Origin of the sequence: Sphingomonas naasensis (genome assembly GCF_004792695.1) — a bacterium.
Classification (GTDB): domain Bacteria; phylum Pseudomonadota; class Alphaproteobacteria; order Sphingomonadales; family Sphingomonadaceae; genus Sphingomonas; species Sphingomonas naasensis.
This window is the reverse complement of the sequence record NZ_SRXU01000001.1, coordinates 877994-902781: the sequence shown is the minus strand read 5'-3', so window position 1 is coordinate 902781 and position 24788 is coordinate 877994. Positions and strand designations below refer to the sequence as shown.

The window sequence follows — 24788 nt, the reverse complement described above, 5'->3', positions numbered from 1 at the left end:
GCAAGGTCTGAGCGACCAACGCCGCCATGGTTCGACGAAGATCGCCGCCGGCATCGCGAAATGCCAGGCCCGATCGCCCTCAGTAGATCTCGTGCCAGTTTTCGGTCGATGAGGAGCGGTTGGCGAGGCCCCAGCAGATCAGGCTCGGGCGCGCCGCCGAGGCCTTGCCCTTGACGAGCTGATATTTCAGCCGCCGGCACCGAAAGCCGTCGATCGTCTCTTCGGTCAGCACCGTGAGCGTTCCGGCGGCGGCCTTTCCCTGCCAGCGATGCACGTGGCCGACCTGCCAGCTGCCGGCCCGCCGGGCGCGTTCCTCATATTGGCCACTGAACTGGTCATAGGCATATTTCGGGCGCCCATCGAAATCGATCCCGCCTTCGCAGTCGTTGCAGCGCACTTCGCCGAACAGATTGTACGCGATCCGGAGCGCTTCGGCGTCCGAGGGCTTGGCGATGTCGTCGGTGTAGCGTGGGGCGCGCGTGGGGGCGGCTTCCGTCGTCGCCGGCGCAGCGCGGGGCGGTCCGCCGCGTACGGCGCGGGGCGTCATCACCGCGGCCGGCGCTGCTTCGCGGCCCCGTCCACGAACGTCGCCGCCGGAGGACGCGGGAGCGGTGGAGCCGGTTCCCGGGTCCTCGACGATCCGCTCGACCCGTTCTTCTGCCTTCTCGACGGCGCGTTCGGCGAGCCGCTTCAGAAAGCCCTGCGCGCAGGCGGGCTGGGGATTGACGAGGAAAGCGGGCGCAATCGCCATCGCCCAAAGCACGTGTCGCATCGGTATTTCCTGCCTGAGAGATTTCAGAAGTCGTAGACGGCCTGCTTGCCGCCCTCTTCGATCGTGAGGGTCATGGGCCCGCCGCCATTCTGGCGGTCGAAGACGAATTTGGTGCGGATCTCCTTGCCCGCGCGCACAACCGGCGGGGGCGATCCGAAAAGCTTCGGGTAACCGGGCTCCGCGCGCAGGCCCTGACCGCTTCTCTGCTCCACTCCGCCGGCTTCGAGATAGACCCAGACATCCTCGGTCTGCAGCAGGTCGCGCGTGCCCGGATTGCGGAGCGTCAGATAAACATGGGTCAGCCGGTCGTCGCGCGGGTTCTCGACGCGATCGAGACGCACGTCCCATTTGCCGAGCGGCTGATAGTCGCCGGCCGGCGCTTCGGTCTCCGATCCCGGCGTCGGCGCGGATGGCGCCGGCGCCGGGCGCGGGTCCGAGACGGAAGCCGGAGCGGGCGTCGGGGCGGGCGTCTGCGCCACGATCTTGCGTCCGGACCAGCCTTGCTCGACCGGCTTGCCCGCCACCATGCGCGTATAGCTGCCGCTGAAGCTCTTGCCATCCGCCGACGGGTCGAGGCGAAGCGTTCCCGCGCCTTCCACGCCGACGATCGCGGCCTTCCACGCCCCTCCCAACTCCGCGCCCCGCCGCATGCCGTCAAAATGGTGCATCGCCACGAGTATGCGGCCCTCGGATGCACCGTGGTCGGGTATCACGGTGCCGGTCAGATGCGCGCCTTCCACGCGGAGAGTCATTCTGCCGAGGCTGGTCTCCCAGTCGCCGGACAGCGATGCGGCCGGAGAGCTGTCGTCCACCCGCGATGCGGTCAGCACCATCCGGCCGCTGAACGGCGCACCTTCGGTGACGGAGAGCTCGAGCGTTCGATCGTCGATCAGCCGCGCCTTGAAGCGTCGCTCGCCGCCGCTGTCCTGGCCCCCCTGGCCGATGAGCTCGCCCCCAGCCGGTCGGACAACAAAGCTCGACGCCTTGCCGGAGTCGGGCGTGAACCGTCCGGACAAGCGGGCACTCCCGTTGGGAGACTCCGGCGAGCCACCCATGATCTCGATGGTGCCAAGAGTGGAGTTCCATCGTCCGGTCAGCCGGACGAAGTCTACGGTTTCCTGATCCTTCTCCGCTGCCGGAAAAGCATCGGGGACGGCCGGTACGGTCGGCTCGCGCGGCGTCTGTGGCTGTCCCGCGCCAGGAAGCTTGTCGACCCGCTCGCCCCGGAAGCCGAACTCCTGCATGCCCAGCGCGCCAGCCTTGTTGGCGCTGTAGGTGCCGGTGAAGCTGTTGGCATCGGCGGAAAGCGTCAGGGTCAGGTCGCCCCAGCGGGCGGGCTTGTGGATCCACGTTCCGGTGACGTCGAACTCGGAATCCCACGCGCCGCTGACGGTCTTTTCGTCGCCCTTGAAGGCGACGCGCTCCTTGCGCGGATCGGAGCCGTGGGTGATCCAGCCGAAGAAGTTGAAGCCGTCGGTGGCGATTTCGAGCAGACCGAGATTGGTCTGCCACTTACCCTTCCAGACCATCGCCGAAAGCTGGGCGCGCCCCTCCTCGATGCGCGAAAAAGGCACCAGTTCGGGCGTGGCGTTCGCGCCGTTCATCCAGAGCCGGTTGTTGTCGGCAACCCACGCTTTCAGCTCCCGGTCGGCTGGAAAGCCGCTGACGGGCACGTAGCGCACCGTGCCGATCATCGCGCCCTGCGTCAGCGCGGGCTCGAGAATACCGTTCGCATATTCCCTGCCGGTTTCGCGGACGATCTGGCGGAACTGGACTTTGCCGCCTGGCAGCGGCGTGAAGTGATATTCGTGTTTGTCGTCCTGCCATTTGCCATGGAGGCGGACGCCCATCACCGAATTGTCCGGCGCGATCTTCGCCTTTTGCGCGATCGCCGGGACCGGCGCGGTGATCGCCGCCGAAAGCGGCGCCAGCAGCAGCGCGGACTGCAGGAGCGAGCGCTTGAACATCGAACGCGAGAGCATCGTTTCCTCATTTTTCTTGGCATGCTTGCCGTCGACGAGGCGCTTGCCGCGGCGAGCAGAGGAGCGCCGCTGCTCTGATACCGGGCTCGCCGGCCGCGAGACTGACCCCGCCGTTCGCGACGAAGCCGGCCGACGAAGCGACAAATCCGGCTTTGAGCGGCGCGTAGCCGCGCGAACCCGCTTCGATGCAGGTCGGGCGACCGCACAACCGGGTCGAGCGCATCGTGGCTGCCGGTCGCCCGGCAATGCGCCAGGCGGGGGCATGATCAAAGGAGACAGGCCCATGCTGCACATCACTGGATTCATGCTCGCCGCCACAGCCGCCGCCGCGAGCGTGTTCGCGCTTTCCGGCCGGTCGCCCGAGCCTGCGACGCTCGCCGGTAACTGGTCGCAATCGAGCCGGGGCAAGGAACTCGTGCTGGTCCCCCGGATCAAGCTACAACCCAATGTCGGCGTGGGCACGGGCACCAGCCTGGGCGGAACGGTGGGCTATGGCTCGATGACGCGCACGGCGGTCGTCACCGAGCCGGTGCCGATGGAGGTCACGCGATCGATGACGCTGGCTATCGCGCCTGACGGACGCTTCGAGTGGACGATCACGCGCGGCCATGGCGAGGATGGCGGCTGCATGCGGACCAGCTCGCAGATAAAGCAGGGGAATGTCCGCAGCGAAGGCCGCGACCTCGTATTTGCCGTTACGGGCGGCACCGAGAATTGGCGGTCCTCCTGCGGCAAGCAGGGAAGCGGGAAAGTCGCGGCGGCCAGCGAGCGCTATGGGATGACGCTCGAAGGGCGCACCCTGCAACTCGTCAGCGGCCCGAGCCGCTGGACGTTCAGCCGGCGCTGATGCCGGTCAAGCAGGCTCGCGCGCGAGGCCCAGCCGCGCGAGCACCGCTTTCACATAGCTCGGACCGACCTGCACCACCGCGCCATCGCGCATCTCGAGCGCGATCAGCCCTCTGCCGAGACGCTGAACTCCGGCGACCAGAGCGGGCCGAATGAAGGTGGAGCGATGCACGCGCATCAGGGCGCTCGATTCGAGCAAGACCTCGAGTGCGGTCATCGAGATGCGGTGGATATAGCTGCGCGTGGCGGTGTGCAGCATCACATAGTCTTTCGCCGCCTCGATCCATTCGATCTGGTCGACCGGCAGGCGGATCTGCCCGGTCGGAACCTGTATCCAGATCGCTTCCCCGCGCGCCGGAGCATCGCTCTGCGGCATCGCCGCCAGCCTGTCGACGGCGTCGCGCTGCTCGCGGCGGCGCCGCGCGCGCTCGACGGCCTGACGCAGGCGATCGAACCGCACCGGCTTCAACAGATAATCGGCCGCCTCGACTTCGAAAGCGTCCGGGGCATATTGCTCGAAGGCCGTCACGAAAACGATCTCCGGCCTTTCCCCGCTCCCGAGATCCGAGGCGACGCGCAGCCCGCTCTTTTGCGGCATCGAGATGTCGAGCATGACAAGGTCGGGGCAGAGCGCCTCGATGCGCTCCTCGGCCTCGCGACCCGTGGTCGCCGTGCCGACCACCTCGGTGTCGTCGATATCCGCGAACAGCGTCGCCAGCCTGCGCAGCGCCAGCGGCTCGTCGTCGACCAGCAGCACGCGGAGCCGGTTCATGCCGCTTGCTCCGGCCTGTGGGCGGCGCGGCGGGTGAGCGGGAAGCGCAGGATCGAGACGAAGCCCTGTTCACGCTTCGTGGTCTCGATCGTGCCGCGGCTGCCATAGAGCGTGTGCAGCCGCTGACGTATGTTGGGAATGCCGACGCCGGTTCCGGACCTCGCAGGCGCGTCGCCACTCGCGCCGTCGTCTTCGACGAATATCACGAGATCGTCGCCGTCGCGGGTCGCTTCGACTCGTACCGCGACGGGATCGGCCGAGGGCGCGACGGCATATTTGATCGCGTTCTCGACCAGCGGCTGGAGCACGAAGCTCGGCACCAGAGCATCATTGAGGTCGGACGGGCAGACAAAGGCAACTTCGAGCCTCTCGCCGAAACGCGCGCTCTCGATCTCGAGATAATGCTGCAACGTCGCCAGCTCGTCCTCGAGCAGGATGAGGGCATCGGGATTGGCGGCGAGCGTCGCGCGCAGGAATTCCGATAATTTGCCCAGCATCGCATCTGCGGGGCCATAGTCGCGCGTGACGATGAGCGAGGAGATGGCGTTGAGCGTATTGAAGAGGAAATGCGGGTTGAGCTGGTAGCGGAGCGCCGCCAGCCGCGCGGCGCTCGCTGCCGCCTCGGCGCGCGTGGCATTCTCCCGCGCGAGCGCAAGTTCGCGCTCGCGCTCGCGGGCGAGGTTGTTGGCATCGAGAAGCGAGAAGGCGGTGCCGAGGAGAGCGAACTCCCAGATCAGCGCCGCGAACGCATTGGTGGCACGGAAGGCGAAGGGGGCGGGGCGTGCCCCCTCGGGAAAATAGGCGTCGAGAATCTCGGAGATCAGCGCTTCCGACATCGATAGCGCCGCGGCTGCAAGGACTACCGCGACGCTCGTCGCTGCGAACCGCACGTACCGGCTGCGCCGCCGCGCGGCGCGCACCGCCAGATAGACCCCGAAGGAAAGCAGCGAGCCGACGGTTAGTAGATGCAGGAGCGAAATTAGCAGGTTCAGCCCCGCGCCGCCCCGAAACAGATGGAAGGGGATCGTCAGGAAGATCGCCGTCAGGATCCAGGTCGCAGCGATCAGCGTCGCGGCCTGCCGGATGTCGGTATTGGGCTTCATCGCAGGTTCCATATCCTGACCGGGTCTGCGTAGCTATTGCTTCAACGCGCCTGACGGGCGCGCTCCGGCGATTCCACCGGCTTTAGGGGACCACGGCCGCGACCGCTGGTGACCGTGCAGAACATTCGCCCGGCCGATCTAGCGAGAAGCATGCTTGGGCAGATCGAACCGGATGGGCGCCAATTCGGCTTCGGCGGGAAGATCCGCCATCGTGCCGTCGCTCAGGAACTGCATGGCGGAACGCCACAGGTCCGGGCGGTCGAGGAGCAACTGCCGCGTGCCGACATGCTGGCCGCGATGCACGATGATGGTGCGGGCCTTGGGATAATAGGGCAGGATTCCGAACAGATTCTCGATCGGCGTATTGGTGTCCCAGTCTCCCTGGACGAACAGGATCGGCGTGTCGTCCCTTGCAGGCAGCCTGAAATCGTCGCCGAGATCTCTGGTCGGCCAGGTTTCCGCCGAGGCCAGATAGGTCGCGAAATTCCACGGCCCGATGATGTCGAGCGCGGGGTCGGCACGGAGCTGACGCTCGCGCTCTGCGCTGATCCCGGTGGCGGTATCGATCAGCGGCGAGATCAGATCGGTGTCACGCGCCTTGCGGCTCTCGATCACTTCGCGCGCCCAGCGATCGAAGCGTCCCTGGTGGAGATCGATGACGAAGGCGGGCCAGCCCGAAGCGGTGGCGGCATGCCCGACGAGCGATTGCTGAAAATCGCCGAGACCGAGCGTAACGGCAACCGGCGTGCCGCCGTCCTCCCCTCGAACGGTCACGACGATCGGGCCCGCCGCCAGCCGGTCGCGAACCGCGCGGGCGGCCGCCATCAATCCGCCGGCCGGGATGTAAGGCTGCAGCGCCTTGTCGCGTTCGGCCTCGAACGCGATCCGCTGCATGGCGGCGTAGATCTGCGAGGGCATGTCGTAGCCGTTGTTGAGCGGCTCGACCGCCGAGATGAGCGCGCGTGCGACGGTGCCGGGATGACGCTTCATCACCGCGAAGCTCCACTGCGAGCCGAAGCTGGCGCCCAGCAGCGAGATGCGCGGATAGCCGAGTGCCCGCCGTACCGCGTCGACGTCGTCGGCGCACTCGGCGATCGTATAGCCGGCCAGGTCGCGCCCCGGGTTCCCGGCGCTGGCCGCTTTCGCGAGCGCCATGGTCACCGCGATGTCGTCGGCGACGGTGGTCGGACGATCCAGCGGCATCGCCGGATAGCTGAGCCTGAGCATGTCGCCGCGTGGCGTGAACCCGCGCTGCTCGACGATGACGAGGTCCGCCCCCGCGCTATAGTCCAGCCAGTAGCGCAGCCGGCGCCGCGCGGACGCGCTCTTGTCGCCGATCGTGTCGAGCATGGTGAGGCCGGGACCGCCGACCAGCAGGAAGATCGGCGGTGCCTTGGTCGCCACCCGAGCCTTCACGCGGAGCACGCCGACGCCAATCTTGCGGCTGTCGGGTTTCGAGCGGTTTTCCGGAACGCGGATCGTGCCGATCTCGTAAGGGACGGGCGTGCCGTCCGAGGCGGTTTCCATGCCCGGTGTGAGGAGCAATTCGGAGGATCTGTCTGCTGCTGCGGATAGTGGCTGCGCGCTCAACGGGCTTGCCGCGAGAAGCCAGAGAGCAAGGGATCGAGTGAGGTTGCGCATTCGTCGCCCTTCCTGTCGTTGATCCTGGCCCTGGCCGGATCGGAAGTCCCTGGGGACCGTATCGCCCCGCAACAATCGGCGGGGCAGGGCCGAACTCTAGCGATTACGCTCTGCGTATCGGCGTCCGATCGGCGAACGGCGGGATCGGCCCGGCGAGCGGCAAGACCATGGCGGAATTCGCTCTATAAGGCGGGGTCATGATCCGGCTCGCAGCGATCCTTCTCGCCTTCCTCCTCGCGGCGCCCGTTCGGGCAGACGATCTCGACGTGCGCGACGTCATCCTGTGCCCCGGCCCCGCCGGGACTGCGCCGGAATTCACCGGGCCGGCGTGCCGCAGGACGACGTTGGACGCGATCGACAGCCAGGACGGGCCGGTCTGGATCAGGGCAACCTTTCGCCTCCCGCGGACCGATCGACTGCCCGGTCTCAGGATCGCCGCGATGGCCGCGAGCGAGGTCTGGTGGAACGGCACGCGGCTCGGCGCGAACGGCAGGCCGGGCGCCGATGCATCCACCGAGATACCGGGCACGTTCGACGCGGTCTGGCCGCTTGCGCCGCCTGTTCTCCGGCCGGGCGACAATCTCATGGTCGCGCACCTCTCCTCGTGGCACCAGCCCTGGCGCGTCGGACACTCCGTCGTGCAGATCGACATCGAGGAATATACCGGGCCGCAGGCGCCGCTCCTGCGCTATTATCTCCCCGCCCTGGCGACCGCCGGCATCTTCGCCATCGCCGCGATCTTCTTCGGCGGCGCGTGGTTCACCGATCGCCGCAACATGGGCTCGCTCGCGCTTGCTGCCCTGTCGGCCGCAACGCTGGCGCAATTGGCGGTCGAGGTGTCCCGCGGGGTCCTGCCCCTGCCATATCCCTGGCAGGGGCCGCGTCTGCTCGTCATCATGATCTGCGCGAGCGGGGTCGGCATGGCGATGCTCGCCTATGCGGCATGGCATTATCGGCGCGATGGCCTGGCCGCGTGGATGGCGGGCGGGGCGGTGGCCATGGTCAGCGTGTGGCTGTTGCCGATCGCCGAGGACAAGCGATCGATGCTGGTCCTCGCGCTTGGTGCGTCGGGCGCGATCGCCGCCGTCTCCACTGCCGCCCTCCGGCACGGCGAAAAGGGGCCACGCGCCAAGCTTCTGCTGGCCGCGCTGGCGGCGTTCATCACCCTGCTGGCGCTCCAGCCGGACTTCCTCGACGGGGCGCTATATCTCACGCTCGGAGGGCTGGCCGTTATTCTGTTCGCCGACCAGATCCTTGTGCTGAGGAAGGCCCAGCGCGAGGCGGCGATCGCGGCGATGCGCGCGGCGGGCCTGGAGACCGCGCTGCTGCGGCAAAGCATCGCGCCGCATTTCCTGCTCAATACGCTCAACAGCCTGGTCGAATGGGTCGAGAGTGATCCGAAAGCCGGGGTCGAGATGATCGAACTGCTCGGCGACGAGTTCCGCACCCTCGCGCGGATCGCCAGCCAGCCGCTGATCGCGCTCGACGAGGAGATCGAGCTTTGCCGTGCCCATCTGAGATTGATGGCGTTCCGCACCGACGTCCGGCTCGGCCTCGATGTTGATGGAGACACCGCCAACCTCCAGATTCCGCCCGGCGTCCTTCTCACGCTGGTCGAGAACGCGCTGGTGCACGGCCGGTACGCCGACGGCGCGAGCTTCTCGTTGAAGATCGTGCGCGCCCGGACCGTGCTCGGCTCGCTCGAGCTGACGACACCCGCCAGCCTGCGCGGCGGTGACGGATCGCTGAGCACGGGCACGGGGCTCGCCTATATCGGTGCCCAGATCGCTGCGGCGTTCGGCGCCGCGGCCACGGTCGATGCGCGGGCCGTGCGCGGCAATATCTGGCGCACCACCATCGTCACCGGCGCCCTGCCATGAGGCTGCTGCTGGTCGAGGACGAAGCGTCCGCGATGCGCCGGCTGGTCCGGCTGGTCCGCGATCACCTTGGGGACCGCGCTTCATTGTGCTGCGTCGACGATGTCGCGGCCGCGATCGAACAGCTCGAAGCCGCCGCCTTTGACGGCGTCCTGCTCGATCTCAATCTCGGCGGCAGCAACGGGTTCGAGGTGATGCGCGCGGTCGGGCGGACGCCCTGCGTGGTGGTCTCGGCATATGCCGATCGCTCGCTCGAGGCCTTCGACCATGCGGTGCTCGATTTCGTGGCCAAGCCGATCGTCCCCGCGCGGCTCGCCCGGGCACTCGACCGGCTCGCCGCGGCGGGCGCAGGGCCGCGGCGTGCCACGATCGTCGTGCGGAGCATCGGCCGCGCCGAGATCGTCTATTGCGACGATCTGGTCCGTATCGAGGCCGCGGACGATTATGCCGAGCTGGTGACCGTTGATGGCAGGCACTTGCTCCACGACGGCAGCCTCGCCCTGCTCGAACGGCGCCTCCCGTCGAATTTCGTTCGCGTCCACCGCTCGCACATCGTCAACGTCGCGCATGCTTCCGCGATCGTCCGTGAGGATGCGGGCATCGCGGTCAGGATGGCAGGCGGCCAGACGGTACCCGTCAGCCGACGTCGGCTCCGGGCGGTCGGGCACCGTTTGCTGGACGAGCAATCCTTTCCCGGCGACCGGAGGTGAATCCCCGCCGGCACAAGGTCACGAAGACAGGCATGCGCCGAATCACGGGGATTCGCGTGGTGCCGAGTGCAGGGATCGAACCCGCGACCTTCGGTTTACAAAACCGCTGCTCTACCAGCTGAGCTAACCCGGCGCGGTGCTTCCCATGCGTCAGGGAACGCCGAAGGTCCAGCCCTCCGTGCGTGCCAGATCGGGCGTCAGCCGCGCGGGCGACCATAGTTCGGCCTGCGTCGCGGCGACGCGCAGCCACGCGGCCGAGAGGATCGCATCGGTGGCGTGGTCGTCATGGCGCGGCAGCGGGCGGTGCGGCGCCGAGCCGAACGCCGCGAGCAGCGCGTCGAGCGTCTCGCCGTCGCGGATCTTGGACACCCCCTTGCGCATGCCGGCAAGCCGCGCCGCCAGCGCGGTGTAGATCTCGACGAGCACCGGCCCGCTTTCGGGCAGCGGATCGAACGGCCATAGCCCGATCGTGCCGCGCAGCCGGTGGAGCACGCGCATGCCCGTGAGGCTCGATTTGCCGACCTGCGAGGCGCCGACAAGGTTGAAGCAGCTATAGGGGGAGAGGCGCATCGCCTCCTGGCCATGCTCGCACACCCGGAAGCGGCCGCGCCCGGGCGGGAACAGGTCGCCGCAATCGCCGCGCTGGCGGAAGTGGCGCCGCGCGTCGGGGTGGTTGACGAAGCGGGTCGCGGCGAGATGCGGATCGTCGGCGCTGAGCGTGTCGACCAGCTTCCACAGCGCAGGGCCGTCGGGCGGCGAGGCGGCCCAGCCGGGGAAATAGGCGCCCGCGTCGCAAAAGGGGAAGGCGGGCGAGAGATCGAGGCCGATCAGCGCCCGGGTGCCGCGCGCGGCGAGTTCGGCGAGCCATTCGAGAAGGTCCTGCCGCGACCAGCGCCGGTCGATCAGTTCGGGCGCGGCGCTGCCCGCCCGGGCTTGCGCGACCGCGAGCCCTCTCGGTCGCTCGACTGCCTGTCCCGACCAGTCGATCGCGATGAAGTCGGTGAAGCTCAGGGCCGCTCCGCCATCCCCGCGGCGATCCGCTGCGGCTTCTTCGCGCGGTCCCACCAGGCGCGCTGGATGTAGAGTTCGATCCGCTCGCGGCTGTCGGTGCCGTAGCGGACCAGCAGCATCGGGTAGTTGGCGTAGTGCGCAGTCTGCCAGAAAGTCCCGGGATCGGTCTCGAACAGCAGCTCCTTTTCGGGGCCGGTGACCATCAGCGCGAAGCTGCCCTCGATCCGCGCGCGCGACATCAGGCCCTTGCCGTTGATCTTGGGGCAGGGCGTTCCCCACCAGCTCTCCATCACCACCTCGGGGAGGGCGCAGGCATAGGCGCAGGCGTCTTCCCAGTCATCCATCGCGCTTCTTCTCCCGCATTGCGTTCCACCACGCCATGCGCTCGGCGATGCGCTTCTCGTGGCCGCGGTCGGTCGGCTCGTAAAAGGTCTGCGGCGGCATCTCCTCGGGCCAGTAATTGTCGCCCGAGAAGCCGTCCTCGGCGTCATGGTCATAGCTATAGCCCTTGCCATAGCCGATCTGCTTCATGAGTTTGGTCGGCGCGTTGAGGATGTTCTGCGGCGGCATCAGCGAGCCGGTTTCCCTGGCCGAGCGCCACGCCGCCTTCTGCGCCGCATAGGCCGCGTTCGATTTGGGCGCGGTGGCGAGATAGAGGCAGGCCTGCGCGATCGCCAGCTCGCCCTCGGGTGAGCCGAGAAAGTCGTAGCTATCCTTGGCGGCGATGCACTGGGCGAGCGCATTCGGATCGGCGAGCCCGATATCCTCGACCGCGGCGCGGGTGAGCCGGCGCAGCACATAGAGCGGCTCCTCGCCGGCGGTGAGCATCCGGGCGAGATAATAGAGCGCCGCCTGCGGATCGCTGCCGCGGATCGATTTGTGCAGCGCCGAGATCAGATTGTAATGGCCCTCGCGGTCCTTGTCGTAGACCGCGACGCGGCGCTGGAGGAAATCGCCGAGCGCCGCCGGGTCGAGCGGCGCCTCGAACTGCACCGAGAACAGCGTCTCGGCCTGGTTGAGCAGGAAGCGCCCGTCGCCGTCCGCCGAGGCGACCAGCGCATCGCGCGCCGCCGGGGTCAGCGGCAGCGGGCGGCCCTCGAGCGCCTCGCCGCGGTCGAGCAGCTTGCACAGCGCCTGGTGGTCGAGCCGCTGGAGGATGAGCACCTGCGCCCGGCTGAGCAAAGCGGCGTTGAGCTCGAAGCTGGGGTTCTCGGTGGTCGCGCCGACCAGCGTGACCGTGCCGTCCTCGACATAGGGCAGGAAGCCATCCTGCTGGGCGCGATTGAAGCGGTGGATCTCGTCGACGAAGAGCAGGGTCTTGCGGCCGAGCCGGGCATATTCGCGCGCCTCGGCGAACACTTTCTTGAGGTCGGCGACTCCCGAGAACACCGCCGAGATCGCGACGAAGCGCAAGCCCACGGCGTCGGCGAGCAGCCGCGCGATCGTGGTCTTGCCGGTGCCCGGCGGCCCCCACAGGATGATCGAGCTCAGCTTCCCCGCGACGACCATCCGGCCGATCGCGCCCTCGGGGCCGGTGAGATGCTCCTGCCCGACCACCTGGTCGAGCTGTTGCGGGCGCAGCCGATCGGCGAGCGGCCCGGTGGTGGGCGCCGCGCCGGGCTGCTGCTGTTCTTCGGTAGCGAAAAGATCGGGCATCTCGCGGAAAGATAGGCGTTCGCGCCGCCTTCGTCATCCCGGCGAACGCTGCGATTCCGGGCCGCCGGCGAACGCCGCGGGGGGCGGCGCGAAGGGGCTTGCGTAAATCCATTCAAGATATATCTTAGACGCATCGCGACTCGCTATAAAAGGATTTACGATGCGATTTGGATTTCACGGCGGCCGCCCTGCGCGCGGCCATGATTGCGGCGGCCGGCACGGCGGACCGCGCGGCTGGGGCCGCGGCGGGCCCTGGGGCATGGGCGGCTGGGGCGGCATGCACGAAGGCGGCCGCGGCGGCGGGCGCGGCCGGCGCATGTTCGACGGCAGCGAGCTCCGCCTGCTCCTGCTCAAGCTGATCGAGGAGCAGCCGCGCCACGGCTATGATCTGATCCGCGAGATCGAGGAGCGCTCGGGCGGCGCCTATGCGCCGAGCCCCGGCGTGATCTACCCGACGCTGACCATGCTCGACGATATGGGGCTGGTCGAGGCGAAGGCCGAGGGCGCGCGCAAGGCGTTCGCGATCACCGACGCCGGCACCGCCGAGCTGAAGGCGAAAGCGGACGAGGTCGCGGCGCTGTTCGCGCGGCTCGCGGCGCTCGGCGAGCACCAGGCCCGCACCAGCGGCGGCCCGATTCGCCGTGCGATGGGCAATTTGCGCGCCGTGCTGCAGGAGCGACTGGGCGGTTCGGAGGTTGATGCCGAGACGCTGCATGCCGTCGCCGACATTCTCGACGAGGCCGCGCGGAAGATCGAGCGGCTCTGAAATGCCGCGACTGGAGATGCTGCGGCGCCGGCTCGGGCTCGGGCCCGGATCGGCGCCGCCGGGAAAGGAACGAGACATGACGATCACCACCGCGAGCGCGACGGCCTTGGTGCCGACCGGTCATGCGAGCAAATATCTCCAGCAGCTGTGCAAGCATTGGGAGCATAATCTGCAGGTCGAGTTCACCCCCGAGAACGGCACGGTGATCTTCCCCCGCGATGCCCGCGGCGCCAGCCATCCGGGCGACGCCGTGGTGACCTTCAACGTCGCCGAGACCGGGCTCGAGGTGCGGATCGACGCGTCGAGCGGCGAGCAGCTCGACGGGCTCAAGGGCGCCGTCGCGCGCCATCTCGATCGCTTCGCCTTCCGCGAGGCGCCCCTCGCCTTCGACTGGCAATAGCTTCTCACAATCCTTCCTCGCGACGGGGGGAGGATTGCAGTTCACCGCGCGTCTTCCCTGCGCTAGCAAGGGCCGATGCCGGAGAAGCGGGGGATTCTTGTTGTCGGAGGAGGCACGGCGGGCTGGCTGACCGCCGCCTATCTCGCGCGCTTCTTCGAGGGGCGGATCGCGATCACGCTGCTCGAATCGCCCGAGATCGGGATCATCGGCGTGGGCGAGGGCGCCTTCCCGACGATCCGCTCGACGCTCAAATTCCTCGGCATCGACGAGAGCCATTTCATCCGCGCCGCCTCGGCGACGTTCAAGCAGGGCATCCGCTTCAACGACTGGCTCCACGCCCCCGGGCCGGGCGGGCGCCGGCACCATTATCTCCACCCGTTCGAGGCACCCTTCTACACCGAGGGCGCCAGCCTTGTGCCCTATTGGCTGCTCCAGGATCCGGCGACGCGGCCGCCCTTCGCCGAGGCGGTGACCATCCAGAACCGCGTCGCCGAGGCGCAGCGCGCGCCCAAGCGGCCGGGCGAGGGCGATTATGCCGGGCCGCTCAACTATGCCTATCATTTCGACGCGCGCCGGCTCGCCGAGCTGCTCGAGGCGCGCGCGGTGGATCTCGGCGTGCGGCATTTGCGCGGGCTGCTCACCGATGTCGAGCTGGACGCGGACGGCAGCATCGCCGCGATCCGCACCGCCGGGCATGGCCGGCTCGAAGCGGATCTCTATATCGATTGCTCGGGCTTCCGTGCCGAGCTGATCGGCAAGGCGCTCGGCGCGCGCTTCCAGTCGGTCCGGCACCAGCTGTTCACCGATCGCGCGCTCGCCTGCAAGATCCCCTATGACCGGCCCGACGCGCCGATCGAGAGCTTCACCGTCGCCACCGCGCACGCGGCCGGCTGGACATGGGACATCGGGCTCGAGGGCGCGCGCGGCATCGGCTGCGTCTATTCCTCGGCGCACATGGCCGACGACGAAGCCGCCGCGGTGCTGCGCGATTATGTCGGCCATGATCGCTATTCGGCGCGGATCATCCCGTTCGAGCCCGGCTATCGCGCGGCGCAATGGGTCGGGAATTGCGTCTCGGTCGGGCTGTCGGGCGGCTTTCTCGAACCGCTCGAATCGACCGGGGTGGTGCTGATCGAGGCGGCGGTCGGGATGATCGCCGAGCTCTTCCCGCACAACGGCCCCGCCGAGGCGCCCGCGGCGCGGTTCAACGCGCTGATGGCGGCGCGCTATGCGAACATCATCAACTTCCTCAAGCTCCATTATTGCCTCAGCCGGCGCCCCGAGCCCTTCTGGCGCGACAATGCCGATCCGGCGTCGATCCCCGCGGCGCTGCAGGAGCTGCTCGCGCAATGGCGCTGGCGGCCGCCGAGCCGCTTCGATTTCACGCTCGATCTCGAGAGCTTCGCTTTCTTCAACTATCAGTACATCCTCTACGGGATGGAGTTCGGCACCGATCTGGCGCCGGGGCGCGGCGATTTCCCCAATGTCGCCGCGGCCGAGAAGCTGTTCGCGCGGATCCGCGGCTTCAGCGAGCGCGCGACCGAGGATCTGCCGGCGCACCGCGCGCTGATCCGCGAGATCAATGCGGGGCGCTCGCTTGGCGCCTGACGCGCCGGCGCGCGGCCTGTCGGCGGAGGCCCGCTGCGCGCTCGCCTCGGCGCTGCTCTGCGGGCTCGTGCTCGGCTTTTTCTGGCCGGGCGTCGCGCATTACGACAGCGTCGCGCAATATCAGCAGGTCGTCTCCGGCGCCTTTTACGATTGGCACCCGCCGGCGATGGCGCGGCTCTGGTCGCTCTTCCACGCGCTGGGCTGGCAGGGGCAGGGGCCGATGTTCCTGCTCCAGACCGCCCTGTACTGGACCGGTCTCGGCCTGCTCGCCGCGGCGCTCGCGGGGCGCGGGGCGCGGATCGCCGCGATCGCCGTGCTCGCGCTCGGGCTATGGCCGCCGGCGCTGGGCTGGCAGGTCGTGGTGGTCAAGGACGGGCAGATGGCGGCGGCATTGCTCGCCGCGACCGGGCTGATCGGCTGGCACCGCTTGCGCGAAAAGCCGCTTACGATCGCCGCCACGGCGGTGGCGCTGCTGCTGTTCGGCTATGCGGTGCTCGTCCGCTCCAATGCGATCTTCGCGGTGGCGCCGCTCGCGGCGGGGCTGCTCGCGCCGTGGCGCTGGCGCGATTGGCCGAGGCGCTTCGCGCTGATCGCCGCCGTGACGCTGGCGGTGCTGGCGCTCTCGCCCGCGATCAACCGCGGGCTGCTCGGTGCCGCGCCGAGCGGTGCCGAGGGCAGCCAGGCGATCTTCGACATGGCCGGCATCGCCCATCGCGCGGGTCCCGCCGCGGTGCCGCTGCTCCCGCCCGCGACGTGGCGCCGGCTCGAGGCGGAGCATTGCCACTCCTCGATCCTGTGGGACAAATTCTCGATCGGCAAACGCTGCGACTATATCCAGCAGGGCCTTGCCGGGCGGCCGCGTCAGGAGATTTTCGCGGCGTGGACCGGCGCGATCCGGGCGCATCCCGGCGCATGGGCGGCGCATCGGCTCGCGCACTGGAACGCGACGATGCGCTGGTTCGTGCCCTGGCATTTCCCGCAAGCGGTGCCGCTGGCGCGGTCCGAGCCCAATCCGTTCGGGCTGGCCTCACCCGCGCCGCGCGTAGCGGCATTCGATCGCTTCGCCGGCGGGCTGGCGAACAGCCCGCTCGGCGCGCCTATCCTCGCGCTGGCGGCCGCGCTCGCGGTGCTGGCGCTGGCGCGGCCCGGGCAGAGCATCGCGCACAGCCTCGCAGTCCCGCTCGCGCTGTCCGCGGCGGCGATGGAGCTGAGCTTCCTCGTCGTCAGCATCGCGCCCGATTGGCGCTACCATCTCTGGTCCACGCTCGCCGCGTGGCTGTCGGCGATCCTGCTGCTCACCGCGCCGCTGCCCCGGCGCCGCGCCCGGATCGCGCTCACGGCACTGGCGCTGGTCGCGCTCACCGGCCTCGCCGCGCGGCTGTGGCTGCCGCAGATCGGCGATGATTATCAGGCGCTGATGGGCTGAGAAAAATTGCCCGCCCCGCGATGCGCGCGGGACGGGCACAGGAGGAATTCAGACGGTGGCGAGGCGCGGGTCGATCTGATCGAGCTCGCCGGTCTCCCGGGCCTTCCTGCCATAAACGGCCTCGAACAGCGGCGTCGCCATCACCGTGGTGATGATCGCCATCAGCACCAGCATCGAGAACAGGGTCGGGCCGATGATGCCCTTTTGCAGGCCGATATTGATGATGATCAGCTCCATCAGCCCGCGCGAGTTCATCAGCGCGCCGATGCCCAGCGCCGTGCGGTTGTCCTCGCCCGAAAGCCGCGCCGCGGCCCAGCAGGCACCGAACTTGGCGAGCACCGAGGCGACGAGGATGCCCGCCGCGACGAGCAGCAGCGGTATCGAATTGACCATGTCGATCCGCGTGTTGAGCCCCGAATAGGTGAAGAACATCGGCAGCAGCAGCACCACCGCGAGCGGCTCGACCTTGCGCTTGAGCTCCTCGACGAACAGCCCGCGCGGCATGCACACGCCGATCAGGAAGCCGCCGAAGATCGCGTGGATGCCGATCGCATCCATCAGAAAGGCGGAGAGGCAGAAGAGCAGCATCGTGATCGCGAGCACCTGCGTGCTCATCTCGCCGCGCGCCTCGACCGCGCGGCCCAGCGGCGCGAGCAGCTTGCGCCCGAAGATCAGCATGAAGCCGGCATAGAGCACCGCGCCGCCGATCGCGATCACCGCGACGCCCGGACCCGAGCCGAAGGTGGCGAGCACCAGCGCGAGCACGCACCACGATGCGGCGTCGTCGAACGCGCCCGCGGTCAGCGAGAGCGTGCCGAGCGACGAGTTGGCGAGGCCGTTCTCGTTGATGATCCGCGCCAGCATCGGGAAGGCGGTCAGCGCGATGCACGCCCCCATGAACAGCGTCGCGTTCGCTTGGCTGATCCCGTCGGTGAACAGCCCCGGCACGGTGAGCAGGAACGGCGTGATCAGCGCGGCGAGCAGGAATGGTGCGGCGATGCCGGCCGCCGAGACCGTCGCGGCGCTCTTCGCCTTGGACTGGAAATGATCCAGCCGCAGCGTCAGCCCGACCATGAACATGTAGAGCCCGACGCCCAATTGTGCGCCGACATAGAGGACGTTGCGCGTTTCCTTGGGAAAGATCGCGAGCTGAAGGTCGGGGAAGAACAGCCCGAGCAGCGACGGCCCCAGCACCACGCCCGCGATCATCTCGCCGACGACCTGCGGCTGGCGGAACAGCTTCTGGCCCAGCCAGCCGACGATGCGGCAGGCGAGGATGATCACGGCGAGCTGGAGGAAGAAATGCACGCTGTAGTCCGCCGGCGAATAGCTGGTGGCGGCGTTCACCGCCGGTCCGTGCGGATTGAGCACGTCGGTCAGTGCGAACCAGGCATTTTCCAGTAAGTCGAGCATGAGCCTCCCCCGATTTGGCGCCGCGGGGCAGCTTGCGTGCCTCTCGCGTGCCGCCAGCAAGCGCGGCCGGGGCAGGGGGCGCAACCGGAATTCCTGCCGCGCCGCGCATTTTTCCGGCCACGCCGATGTTTCTGTTGCGCGCCCTCCACACAGTAGTAACGTACCTACATGACAACGCAGACAAAGTAGCGACATAGGCACGATATGAAGGTGATCAGCAGCCGCGAATTCAACCAGGACGTCAGCGCCGCGAAGCGGATGGCGCGACTCGAACCGGTGTTCGTCACCGATCGCGGCCGCCCCACCCATGTGCTGATGAGCATCGAGAATTTCCGTCAGCTGAGCGGCCAGCGCGAGAGCGTGGTCGATCTGCTCGCGATGCCCGCCGCGCCGCAGGCCGAGCTCGGCCCGGCCGAGCGCTGGGACCGGCCCGGGGGCTGGTGATGTATCTGCTCGACACGCCGGTTCTGTTCGACTTGCGCAAGGCGCGCAGCGGCGGCGCCGACGCGGCGTTGACCGCCTGGGCGGGCGGGGTGGCGCGCGAGCGGCTGTTCCTCTCCGCGATCAGCCTCGTCGAGCTCGAGGCGGCGGTGGCGCGCATCGCGCGCGGCGACAAGGCAGCGGGGGCCGCGCTGCGTGGCTGGATCGACGATCAGGTGGTGCCGGCGTTCGAGGGCCATATCCTGCCGCTCGATGCCGCGGTGGCGCGCCGGCGCGGCCAGATCGCGCTGGGCGAAACCCGCGACGCGCTGTTCGCCGCCACCGCGCTCGAGCATGGCCTGCGTCTCGTCACCTATGACGCGGCCGCCTACAAGGGCGCCCGGGTCAAGCTGTTCGATCCGCGCGGCTATCAGGACGATGGGCTCGGGGAGGATGCCGATTGGCGCGCGGCGGCGCGCAACGGCCCGCTCTGGCTGCGCAATCTGTTCGTCCGCGGCTGACCACGGTTTCTTAACTTATGTTGTGTCACCCTCGCGGTGCAGAGGTGACAGCATGTTTCAGGCGGTTGTCGAATTGGTGCCGGGCGCGCGGGGCGTGTCGCTGCCGTCGCGGGGCGATCGGCGCACGAGCGATCGGGCGCCCGTCGAGCTCGCGGCGAACGTCCGCGCGCGCGGCAGTCGTTTGCGGCTCCGTGCCGAGGTCGTCGACATCTCCACCGATGGCTGCCGCATCCTCGCGCAGGAATATGCGCCCGGCGACACCGTGCTGATCGCGCTGGCGCATCTCGCCCCGATCGCCGGACGGGTCTGCTGGGCGCGCGAGGGCGCGATCGGCGTCCAGTTCGAGACCCGGCTCCACCCCGCGATCGTCCGCCACCTCGCCGCGCTGGGCCGCGCCTAGCCCGCGGCTTCCATCCGGCGCACCAGATCGCGCCAGTCGACCATCAGAATAGCGGCGACCATGCGGCCGACCTTGCCGGTCGGCGGGGCGGTGCCGTCCCACAGGCCGCGATGCCAGCTGCCGTAAAACGCACGCGCCGCGACATATTGGACGCGCGTCGGCGGCAGCGCGGCGTCGTAGAAATCCATGTTGTAGATTTGTTTCGACTGTCGGGGCGTGTCGCCGGGCACGATCGGCGTCCGGCCGTTGGCGGTGACATAGACGAACGGCTCGGTCTTCGCGATCGCGACCGGAGTGCCGTTGTAGCTGCCCAGCGTCTCGGGATCCTCGAGATTCCAGTCGAGCAGCGAGTTGATCTTGACCCGGATCTCCGCCGCCGGCTGATCAGGGGTGAAGTAACCGCCCTCGCTTCGGACGGTGGTCGGAAGCGCCAGTCGCAGATCCGTCACGAAGATGCTGACCGATGCGGAGAACCGCCCCGAGCGAAACCGGTCGATGCGGATCCGCGGCCGCAGGCTGAAGCCGCGGATTTCGCGCAGCGAGGGCTGGGCGAGCAGCGCGTCGACCGCCAGCCGCGCCTTACGCGCGAACAGCGCCGCCTGCGCGCGCGGGACGGCGTCGCTCTGATAGTCGATCTCGGCTGGGAAGATCCGCCCGCGCGCCGCCTCGTCGGGCGTCTCGCCGAGCGTCGTGCCCGGCGGCGATGCGCGCCAGAACGTCACGAAATAATGGTAGCGAAACGGCTCGCCATTTGCCCAGCGGCCGGTGGCTCCGGCGTCCTGCGCGCCCGCGGGCAGCGGCACGAGCGCGAGCGCGACGAGGGTGGCGAGGGCGGCAAGGCGGGCGATCATCGCCGCCGGTTCGGCTGCGCCGGTGCGGCGATCAAGCCGCAAGCGACGAAGCCCGGCAATCACCGTACCGGCTCAGCCGCCGCGGCGCGCCATCACCTCGAGATAGGTGTCGATCACTTTCTGGTTGATCGCGTCCCATTGATAGGTCTGCGCCTTGGCATGGCCGGCCGCGGCCTGCGCCTTGTGGAGCGCCGGATCGGCGACGAGCCGGGCGATCGCGTCGGCATAGGCGTCGCAGTCGCGCGGCGGCACGAGGAAGCCGTTGACGCCTTCCTCGATCAGGTCGATCGCGCCGGTCGCGCGCGCCGCGACCACGGGGACCGCGCAGGCCATCGCCTCGAGCGTCACATTGCCGAAGGTCTCGGTGACCGAGGGATTGAACAGCACGTCCATCGAGGCGACCGCGCGCCCGAGATCGTCGCCGCGCTGGAAGCCGGCAAAGGCGGCCTCGGGAACGCGCTCGGCGAACCAGTCGCGCGCCGGGCCGTCGCCGACCACCAGCACGCGGTGCGGCACGTCGCGCTCGCGCAGGATGCGGCAGACATCGGCGAAGATGTCGAGGCCCTTCTCGAGCACCAGCCGGCCGAGAAAGCCGATCGCGAACTCGTCGTCGCCGATGCCGAGGCTGCGGCGCCATTCGAGATCGCGGCGCGACGGGCAGAAGCGCACGTGATCCACCCCGCGCGACCAGATGCGGATCGGCGTGGTCACCCCCCAGGAGCGCAATATGTCGGCGGTCGATTCGCCCGGCGTCACCACCTGATCGACGCGATTGTAGAAGCGGGTGAGCCCCTTGATCATCAGCGGCGCGAGGAAGCCGATGCCGTAATAGGCGGGATAGGTCTCGAAGCGGGTGTGGAGCGAGGCGACCGTCGCGATGCCGTTGTCGCGCGCCCAGCTCACCGCGCGATGGCCGAGCACTTCGGGCGCCGAGACATGGACGAGATTGGGCCGGAAAGCCTCGAGGTCCGCGCGGGTCTCGCGCGGCAGATGCCAGGCGAACTTATATTCGGCGCGCCCGCCCGGCACCGGCAGCGCGGGGACGCTGACCAGATCGCCGACCGGCGGAAACGCGGGGGTATCGGTGGTCGGCGAATAGACCCGCAGCGTCACGCCCTGGCTCAGCAGATGGCCGGCAAGCTTGTTCAGCGCCTGGTTCGCTCCGTCGCGCACATAATTGTAGTTGCCGCTGAACAGGGCGACGCGAAGGTCGGTGGGCTGCATCGCGGCGCGATAGCGGGGGCGGGGGGCGGGGGCAAGTTCAGGGCCCCTGGCCGCCTATCGTGCCGGCAGCAGCGCCCGGTCGATCCGCGCCGCCACGCCGACGCTGCGGCCGGCGAGATTGGGCACGGTGAAGCGGACCGCGCTGCCCATCACCTGCGCCGCCTCGGCGAGGCTCAGGCCGTAATCCTCGCGCAGCCACTGGATCAGCCCGGTGCTCGCCTGTTTGAGCGCGTCGTCGAGCGAGCCGGCCTGGCCGAGCACCATCAGCTCGGTCGGCGATTCGACGCGCGGCATCGGCACCGACTTGCGCTTGACGAGCTCGACGCGGAACGTGACGTCCATCGACGTCTCCAGCGCATATTGCGAGGTTTCGCCGTCGCCCTGCCGGGCATGCCCGTCGCCGAGATAGAGCAGCCCGCCGGGCTGGAGCACCGGCAGCCAGACGCGGTTGCCCTCGATCACTTCGGGAAAGTCCATATTGCCGCCGGCGCGCCCGGTATCGCCGGTCGATAGCGGCGGCGATCCGAAGCCGCTCGCCAGCGCCAGCCCGCCGAGCATCGGGCGGACCGGCACGCGAAGCCCCTTGAGCGCCGCGCCGGCGTTCTCGGGCGTCGCGATCCCGGCGGCGCGATCGATCCGCCAGCGGACCGGCTTGCCGAGCCCCTTCGCCTCGGCGACCAGCTCCGCGCCCAGCGCCCGGCCCACGATCGTGTCGAGGCTGTCGGCCCAGTCGCGGTTGAGCCGCAGCCGCTCGATGTGGACGATCACGCTGTCCCCGGGCGCGGCGCCGGCGATGAAGAACGGCCCGGTCTGGGGATTGCCGAACAGCGCGCGCGTCACGCCCTGCGCATCGACTCCGCCCGAATCGATCGTGACGGTCCGCACCGTGTCGCCCGGCCAGATCGTCAGCACCGGCGCGCGATCGGGCGAGAAGCTGTTCGAATAGTCGGTCGGGCGGAAATCATGCACCCGCGGCCCGCCCGCCGGGCGATCGGGGACGCGCCGCGCGGTGAAGCCGTGCCGCACCCGCGCCGACGGGTTGTTGCCGTCGGGAAAGTCCGCAGTGCCGCGGATCCCGTCGCGGCCGATCGCGCCCTCGAAGCGATAGACGCTCCCGCGTCCGTCGGTCACCGCGAAGGTGAGGCGCCGCGCGCGCACCGCACCGGTGAGCGGATCGCCGTCCCAGTCGCCGGTCAGCGTCTTGCCGTCGGCGACGAGATTGAGCGTCGAATATTCCTTGTTCCCCCAGCGATCGGTGGCGACGATCCATTGGCCGGTCTGGGCCTGCGCGGCGAGCGGGGCGGCCAGCGCCAGCGCGGTCAGCGATACGAGCAGCTTGGTCACCCCGGTTCTCCCTTTGTCGACTACATCTGTAATCATCGACGTGGCGGACTCAAGACCGGCAGCGGGCGAATTGTGTTGTTCCCCTCTTGTTCCTGCGCTAGCCTCGCCGCCATGGCGAAGCCGAAGAAGCGATATGTGTGTCAGGCCTGCGGGTCGGTGTCCTCGCAATGGGCGGGGCAATGCGCCGATTGCGGCGACTGGAACAGCCTGGTCGAGGATGCCGGCGGGGTGGTGACGCCGTTTCAGGCGAAGCACAATCTCCAGTCGGGCGGCCGCGCGATCCAGCTGGTCGGGCTCGATACCGATATCGCGCTGCCCGATCGCACCGGCACCGGCATCGCCGAGCTCGATCGCGCGCTCGGCGGCGGCTTTGTCGAGGGCAGCGCGACGCTGATCGGCGGCGATCCGGGGATCGGCAAGTCGACCTTGCTGCTCCAGGCGGCGGCGCTGATCGCGCGGCGCGGGCTGAGCGTCGCCTATGTCTCAGGCGAGGAGGCGGCCGATCAGGTGCGGCTCCGCGCGCGCCGGCTCGGGCTCGGCGACGCGCCGGTCCGGCTCGCCGCGGCAACCTCGGTGCGCGACATCCTCACTACGCTGGGTGAGGGCGCGCCGCCGGCGTTGCTGGTGATCGATTCGATCCAGACGATGCATTCGGACCTGATCGAAGGCGCGCCGGGCACGGTGAGCCAGGTGCGCGCGAGCGCGCAGGAATTGATCCGCTTCGCCAAGGAGCGCGGCACGGCGCTGGTGCTGGTCGGCCACGTCACCAAGGACGGCAGCATCGCCGGGCCGCGCGTGCTCGAGCACATGGTCGATACCGTGCTGGCGTTCGAAGGCGAGCGCAGCCACCAATATCGCATCCTGCGCGCAGTGAAGAACCGCTTCGGCGGCACAGACGAGATCGGCGTGTTCGCGATGCAGGCCGAGGGGCTGAGCGAGGTAGGCAACCCGTCGTCGCTGTTCCTCACCCATCGCGACGAGAATATGAGCGGCACGATCGTCTTCCCCGCGCTCGAGGGCACGCGCCCGGTGCTGGTCGAGGTGCAGGCGCTCACCGTGCGGCTCGCCTCGGGCGCGACGCCGCGGCGCGCGGTGGTCGGCTGGGATTCGGGCCGGCTGGCGATGATCCTCGCGGTGCTCGAGGCGCGCTGCGGGCTCAGCTTCTCGGCGTGCGAGGTCTATCTCAACGTCTCGGGCGGCTATCGCGTGCAGGATCCCGCGGCCGATCTCGCGGTGGCGGCGGCTTTGGTCTCGGCGCTGGCCGAGCGCCCGGTGCCGGCGGATGCGATCGCGTTCGGCGAGGTCGCGCTGTCGGGCGAGATCCGCCCGGTCGCGCATGGCGCGCTGCGCTGCCGCGAAGCCGCCAAGCTCGGCTTCGCCCGCGCGCTGGCCCCCGCCGCGCAGAGCGAGACCGGCGGGCTGCAGATCGCGGGGTTCAAGTCGCTCGGCGCCTTCGTGGACCATTTGCTGGGTAGATGAATCAAAATCCTCCCCCGCCAGGGGGAGGTGGCGCCGAAGGTGACGGAGGGGGAGGAGAGCGATGCGTCTCGAGTGTTCCGCCGGTGGCCGCCGCAACGCCAAACGCCTGCGCAAGCAGATGACGCCGCCGGAAATTGGCCTATGGCTGGCGCTTCGCCGCAACGATGCAGGATTGCGCTTTCGCAAGCAGCATGGTGCGGGCAGCTACGTCCTCGATTTCTACTGTGCGCGGGCGATGCTTGCTGTCGAGGTTGACGGCGAAGCGCACGGATTCGGCGAACGACCATCGCGTGATGCAGCGCGCGATGAATGGCTCGTTGCACAAGGGGTGCGGGTGTTGCGCTATCCCGCGGGCGAGGTGCTGGCGAATGTCGAGGGCGTGGTGAGCCAAATCATGGCGATTGCAGTCGATCGGCGCGACAGATTCGCGAGTTGAAGGGCGGCCGCCCCCTCCGTCAGGCTGCGCCTGCCACCTCCCCCTGGCGGGGGAGGATTTGGTAGCGGTGCAGTCGACGCCTGCCGATTTTCCCTGTCGCCCAGCGGTCACGGACCGCCAGACGGCACCG

General features: G+C 69.0%; 24 protein-coding genes and 1 tRNA gene. 12 read left to right on the top strand and 13 right to left on the bottom strand.

Annotated elements, in window-relative coordinates; all coding sequences use genetic code 11:
- Nucleotides 1–79 precede the first annotated feature (79 nt).
- Nucleotides 80–772 (bottom strand): hypothetical protein, encoded by a 693-nt coding sequence (locus E5A74_RS04200; RefSeq protein ID WP_135982972.1) that lies wholly within the window; start codon nt 770–772, stop codon nt 80–82.
- A gap of 23 nt (nt 773–795) precedes the next feature.
- Nucleotides 796–2754 (bottom strand): hypothetical protein, encoded by a 1959-nt coding sequence (locus E5A74_RS04195; RefSeq protein ID WP_135982971.1) that lies wholly within the window; start codon nt 2752–2754, stop codon nt 796–798.
- Between E5A74_RS04195 and E5A74_RS04190 the strand changes: the two genes are divergently transcribed.
- Nucleotides 2732–3601 carry a hypothetical protein gene (locus tag E5A74_RS04190; protein ID WP_135982970.1) on the top strand — a complete coding sequence of 290 codons (870 nt, stop codon included), beginning with the start codon at nt 2732–2734 and terminating at the stop codon, nt 3599–3601. The two genes, E5A74_RS04195 and E5A74_RS04190, sit on opposite strands and share 23 nt — an antisense overlap.
- 6 nt (nt 3602–3607) lie before the next feature.
- Here E5A74_RS04190 and E5A74_RS04185 read toward each other — a convergent pair whose 3' ends face one another.
- The 3 genes from E5A74_RS04185 to E5A74_RS04175 form a co-directional block, all read right to left on the bottom strand.
- A complete protein-coding gene (locus E5A74_RS04185) occupies nt 3608–4372 on the bottom strand; it encodes a LytR/AlgR family response regulator transcription factor (RefSeq protein ID WP_135982969.1) in 765 nt (254 codons plus the stop codon).
- The gene (locus E5A74_RS04180) at nt 4369–5475 is read right to left on the bottom strand and encodes a sensor histidine kinase (protein ID WP_166745591.1); all 1107 of its coding nucleotides are present in this window, start codon (nt 5473–5475) and stop codon (nt 4369–4371) included. Before E5A74_RS04180 ends, E5A74_RS04185 begins: the two co-directional genes overlap by 4 nt.
- Nucleotides 5476–5613: 138 nt before the next feature.
- Nucleotides 5614–7002 (bottom strand): alpha/beta fold hydrolase, encoded by a 1389-nt coding sequence (locus E5A74_RS04175; protein WP_135982967.1) that lies wholly within the window; start codon nt 7000–7002, stop codon nt 5614–5616.
- Between the two features lie 311 nt (nt 7003–7313).
- Here E5A74_RS04175 and E5A74_RS04170 point away from each other — a divergent pair, with 311 nt between their 5' ends.
- Nucleotides 7314–8996, top strand: a complete 1683-nt coding sequence (locus tag E5A74_RS04170) for a histidine kinase (RefSeq protein ID WP_135982966.1) — start codon at nt 7314–7316, stop codon at nt 8994–8996.
- Entirely contained in the window at nt 8993–9703 is a 711-nt protein-coding gene (locus tag E5A74_RS04165) for a LytR/AlgR family response regulator transcription factor (protein WP_135982965.1), read from the top strand. The genes E5A74_RS04170 and E5A74_RS04165 overlap by 4 nt, the downstream gene beginning before the upstream one ends.
- A gap of 57 nt (nt 9704–9760) precedes the next feature.
- Here E5A74_RS04165 and E5A74_RS04160 read toward each other — a convergent pair.
- From E5A74_RS04160 to E5A74_RS04145, 4 genes are all read right to left on the bottom strand, one after another.
- A tRNA-Thr gene (locus E5A74_RS04160) sits at nt 9761–9836 on the bottom strand.
- 17 nt (nt 9837–9853) lie between these two features.
- The gene (locus tag E5A74_RS04155) at nt 9854–10768 is read right to left on the bottom strand and encodes a hypothetical protein (RefSeq protein ID WP_240699633.1); all 915 of its coding nucleotides are present in this window, start codon (nt 10766–10768) and stop codon (nt 9854–9856) included.
- Nucleotides 10711–11058: a hypothetical protein gene (locus E5A74_RS04150; RefSeq protein WP_135982964.1), complete on the bottom strand. Its 348-nt coding sequence runs from the start codon at nt 11056–11058 to the stop codon at nt 10711–10713. Before E5A74_RS04150 ends, E5A74_RS04155 begins: the two co-directional genes overlap by 58 nt.
- Nucleotides 11051–12370, bottom strand: a complete 1320-nt coding sequence (locus E5A74_RS04145) for a replication-associated recombination protein A (RefSeq protein ID WP_135982963.1) — start codon at nt 12368–12370, stop codon at nt 11051–11053. Before E5A74_RS04145 ends, E5A74_RS04150 begins: the two co-directional genes overlap by 8 nt.
- Before the next feature lie 160 nt (nt 12371–12530).
- On the opposite strand from E5A74_RS04145, the gene E5A74_RS04140 reads away from it, so the two are divergent.
- The 4 genes from E5A74_RS04140 (at nt 12531) to E5A74_RS04125 (ending at nt 16570) form a co-directional block, all read left to right on the top strand.
- Nucleotides 12531–13136 (top strand): PadR family transcriptional regulator, encoded by a 606-nt coding sequence (locus E5A74_RS04140; protein ID WP_135982962.1) that lies wholly within the window; start codon nt 12531–12533, stop codon nt 13134–13136.
- Between the two features lie 76 nt (nt 13137–13212).
- Nucleotides 13213–13536 (top strand): DUF2218 domain-containing protein, encoded by a 324-nt coding sequence (locus E5A74_RS04135; protein ID WP_135982961.1) that lies wholly within the window; start codon nt 13213–13215, stop codon nt 13534–13536.
- 75 nt (nt 13537–13611) lie between these two features.
- Nucleotides 13612–15144, top strand: a complete 1533-nt coding sequence (locus E5A74_RS04130; RefSeq protein WP_135982960.1) for a tryptophan halogenase family protein — start codon at nt 13612–13614, stop codon at nt 15142–15144.
- Nucleotides 15134–16570, top strand: a complete 1437-nt coding sequence (locus tag E5A74_RS04125) for a hypothetical protein (protein ID WP_135982959.1) — start codon at nt 15134–15136, stop codon at nt 16568–16570. The genes E5A74_RS04130 and E5A74_RS04125 overlap by 11 nt, the downstream gene beginning before the upstream one ends.
- Before the next feature lie 48 nt (nt 16571–16618).
- On the opposite strand, the gene E5A74_RS04120 is transcribed toward E5A74_RS04125, so the two are convergent.
- On the bottom strand, nt 16619–17983 hold the full coding sequence (locus E5A74_RS04120) for a cation:proton antiporter (RefSeq protein ID WP_135982958.1): 1365 nt from the start codon (nt 17981–17983) through the stop codon (nt 16619–16621).
- Between the two features lie 204 nt (nt 17984–18187).
- Between E5A74_RS04120 and E5A74_RS04115 the strand changes: the two genes are divergently transcribed.
- Genes E5A74_RS04115 through E5A74_RS04105 form a run of 3 tightly spaced genes read left to right on the top strand, consistent with a single transcriptional unit; the run spans nt 18188 to nt 19324 of the window.
- Nucleotides 18188–18427: a type II toxin-antitoxin system Phd/YefM family antitoxin gene (locus E5A74_RS04115; RefSeq protein ID WP_135982957.1), complete on the top strand. Its 240-nt coding sequence runs from the start codon at nt 18188–18190 to the stop codon at nt 18425–18427.
- Nucleotides 18427–18924 carry a PIN domain-containing protein gene (locus E5A74_RS04110; RefSeq protein ID WP_135982956.1) on the top strand — a complete coding sequence of 166 codons (498 nt, stop codon included), beginning with the start codon at nt 18427–18429 and terminating at the stop codon, nt 18922–18924. Before E5A74_RS04115 ends, E5A74_RS04110 begins: the two co-directional genes overlap by 1 nt.
- A 52-nt stretch (nt 18925–18976) precedes the next feature.
- Nucleotides 18977–19324 carry a PilZ domain-containing protein gene (locus tag E5A74_RS04105; protein ID WP_166745590.1) on the top strand — a complete coding sequence of 116 codons (348 nt, stop codon included), beginning with the start codon at nt 18977–18979 and terminating at the stop codon, nt 19322–19324.
- Here the strand turns inward: E5A74_RS04105 and E5A74_RS04100 are convergent.
- The 3 genes from E5A74_RS04100 to E5A74_RS04090 form a co-directional block, all read right to left on the bottom strand.
- A complete protein-coding gene (locus tag E5A74_RS04100; RefSeq protein ID WP_135982954.1) occupies nt 19321–20175 on the bottom strand; it encodes a hypothetical protein in 855 nt (284 codons plus the stop codon). The genes E5A74_RS04105 and E5A74_RS04100 overlap by 4 nt on opposite strands.
- Nucleotides 20176–20247: 72 nt before the next feature.
- Nucleotides 20248–21399, bottom strand: coding sequence for a glycosyltransferase family 4 protein (locus E5A74_RS04095; protein WP_135982953.1), 1152 nt, complete (start codon nt 21397–21399; stop codon nt 20248–20250).
- Nucleotides 21400–21453: 54 nt separating this feature from the next.
- Complete coding sequence (locus E5A74_RS04090) at nt 21454–22743, bottom strand: acetamidase/formamidase family protein (RefSeq protein ID WP_240699632.1); 1290 nt, start codon at nt 22741–22743, stop codon at nt 21454–21456.
- A gap of 111 nt (nt 22744–22854) precedes the next feature.
- On the opposite strand from E5A74_RS04090, the gene radA reads away from it, so the two are divergent.
- Both radA and E5A74_RS04080 read left to right on the top strand, forming a co-directional pair.
- Nucleotides 22855–24222, top strand: coding sequence for a DNA repair protein RadA (gene radA / locus E5A74_RS04085; protein ID WP_135982951.1), 1368 nt, complete (start codon nt 22855–22857; stop codon nt 24220–24222).
- 61 nt (nt 24223–24283) lie between these two features.
- A complete protein-coding gene (locus E5A74_RS04080) occupies nt 24284–24658 on the top strand; it encodes an endonuclease domain-containing protein (RefSeq protein WP_135982950.1) in 375 nt (124 codons plus the stop codon).
- The last annotated feature ends 130 nt before the right edge of the window (nt 24659–24788 follow it).

Bases quoted from the DNA above. Each gene is read 5' to 3' on its own strand.
- E5A74_RS04110 (WP_135982956.1), top strand. From the start codon at position 18,427: ATGTATCTGCTCGACACGCCGGTTCTGTTCGACTTGCGCAAGGCGCGC.
- E5A74_RS04135 (WP_135982961.1), top strand. From the start codon at position 13,213: ATGACGATCACCACCGCGAGCGCGACGGCCTTGGTGCCGACCGGTCAT.
- E5A74_RS04100 (WP_135982954.1), bottom strand. From the start codon at position 20,175: ATGATCGCCCGCCTTGCCGCCCTCGCCACCCTCGTCGCGCTCGCGCTC.
- E5A74_RS04175 (WP_135982967.1), bottom strand. From the start codon at position 7,002: ATGGAAACCGCCTCGGACGGCACGCCCGTCCCTTACGAGATCGGCACG.
- E5A74_RS04170 (WP_135982966.1), top strand. From the start codon at position 7,314: ATGATCCGGCTCGCAGCGATCCTTCTCGCCTTCCTCCTCGCGGCGCCC.
- E5A74_RS04195 (WP_135982971.1), bottom strand. From the start codon at position 2,754: ATGCTCTCGCGTTCGATGTTCAAGCGCTCGCTCCTGCAGTCCGCGCTG.
- E5A74_RS04120 (WP_135982958.1), bottom strand. From the start codon at position 17,983: ATGCTCGACTTACTGGAAAATGCCTGGTTCGCACTGACCGACGTGCTC.
- E5A74_RS04180 (WP_166745591.1), bottom strand. From the start codon at position 5,475: ATGAAGCCCAATACCGACATCCGGCAGGCCGCGACGCTGATCGCTGCG.
- E5A74_RS04095 (WP_135982953.1), bottom strand. From the start codon at position 21,399: ATGCAGCCCACCGACCTTCGCGTCGCCCTGTTCAGCGGCAACTACAAT.
- E5A74_RS04165 (WP_135982965.1), top strand. From the start codon at position 8,993: ATGAGGCTGCTGCTGGTCGAGGACGAAGCGTCCGCGATGCGCCGGCTG.
- E5A74_RS04185 (WP_135982969.1), bottom strand. From the start codon at position 4,372: ATGAACCGGCTCCGCGTGCTGCTGGTCGACGACGAGCCGCTGGCGCTG.
- E5A74_RS04130 (WP_135982960.1), top strand. From the start codon at position 13,612: ATGCCGGAGAAGCGGGGGATTCTTGTTGTCGGAGGAGGCACGGCGGGC.
- radA (WP_135982951.1), top strand. From the start codon at position 22,855: ATGGCGAAGCCGAAGAAGCGATATGTGTGTCAGGCCTGCGGGTCGGTG.
- E5A74_RS04145 (WP_135982963.1), bottom strand. From the start codon at position 12,370: ATGCCCGATCTTTTCGCTACCGAAGAACAGCAGCAGCCCGGCGCGGCG.
- E5A74_RS04140 (WP_135982962.1), top strand. From the start codon at position 12,531: ATGCGATTTGGATTTCACGGCGGCCGCCCTGCGCGCGGCCATGATTGC.
- E5A74_RS04115 (WP_135982957.1), top strand. From the start codon at position 18,188: ATGAAGGTGATCAGCAGCCGCGAATTCAACCAGGACGTCAGCGCCGCG.
- E5A74_RS04150 (WP_135982964.1), bottom strand. From the start codon at position 11,058: ATGGATGACTGGGAAGACGCCTGCGCCTATGCCTGCGCCCTCCCCGAG.
- E5A74_RS04200 (WP_135982972.1), bottom strand. From the start codon at position 772: ATGCGACACGTGCTTTGGGCGATGGCGATTGCGCCCGCTTTCCTCGTC.
- E5A74_RS04105 (WP_166745590.1), top strand. From the start codon at position 18,977: ATGTTTCAGGCGGTTGTCGAATTGGTGCCGGGCGCGCGGGGCGTGTCG.
- E5A74_RS04080 (WP_135982950.1), top strand. From the start codon at position 24,284: ATGCGTCTCGAGTGTTCCGCCGGTGGCCGCCGCAACGCCAAACGCCTG.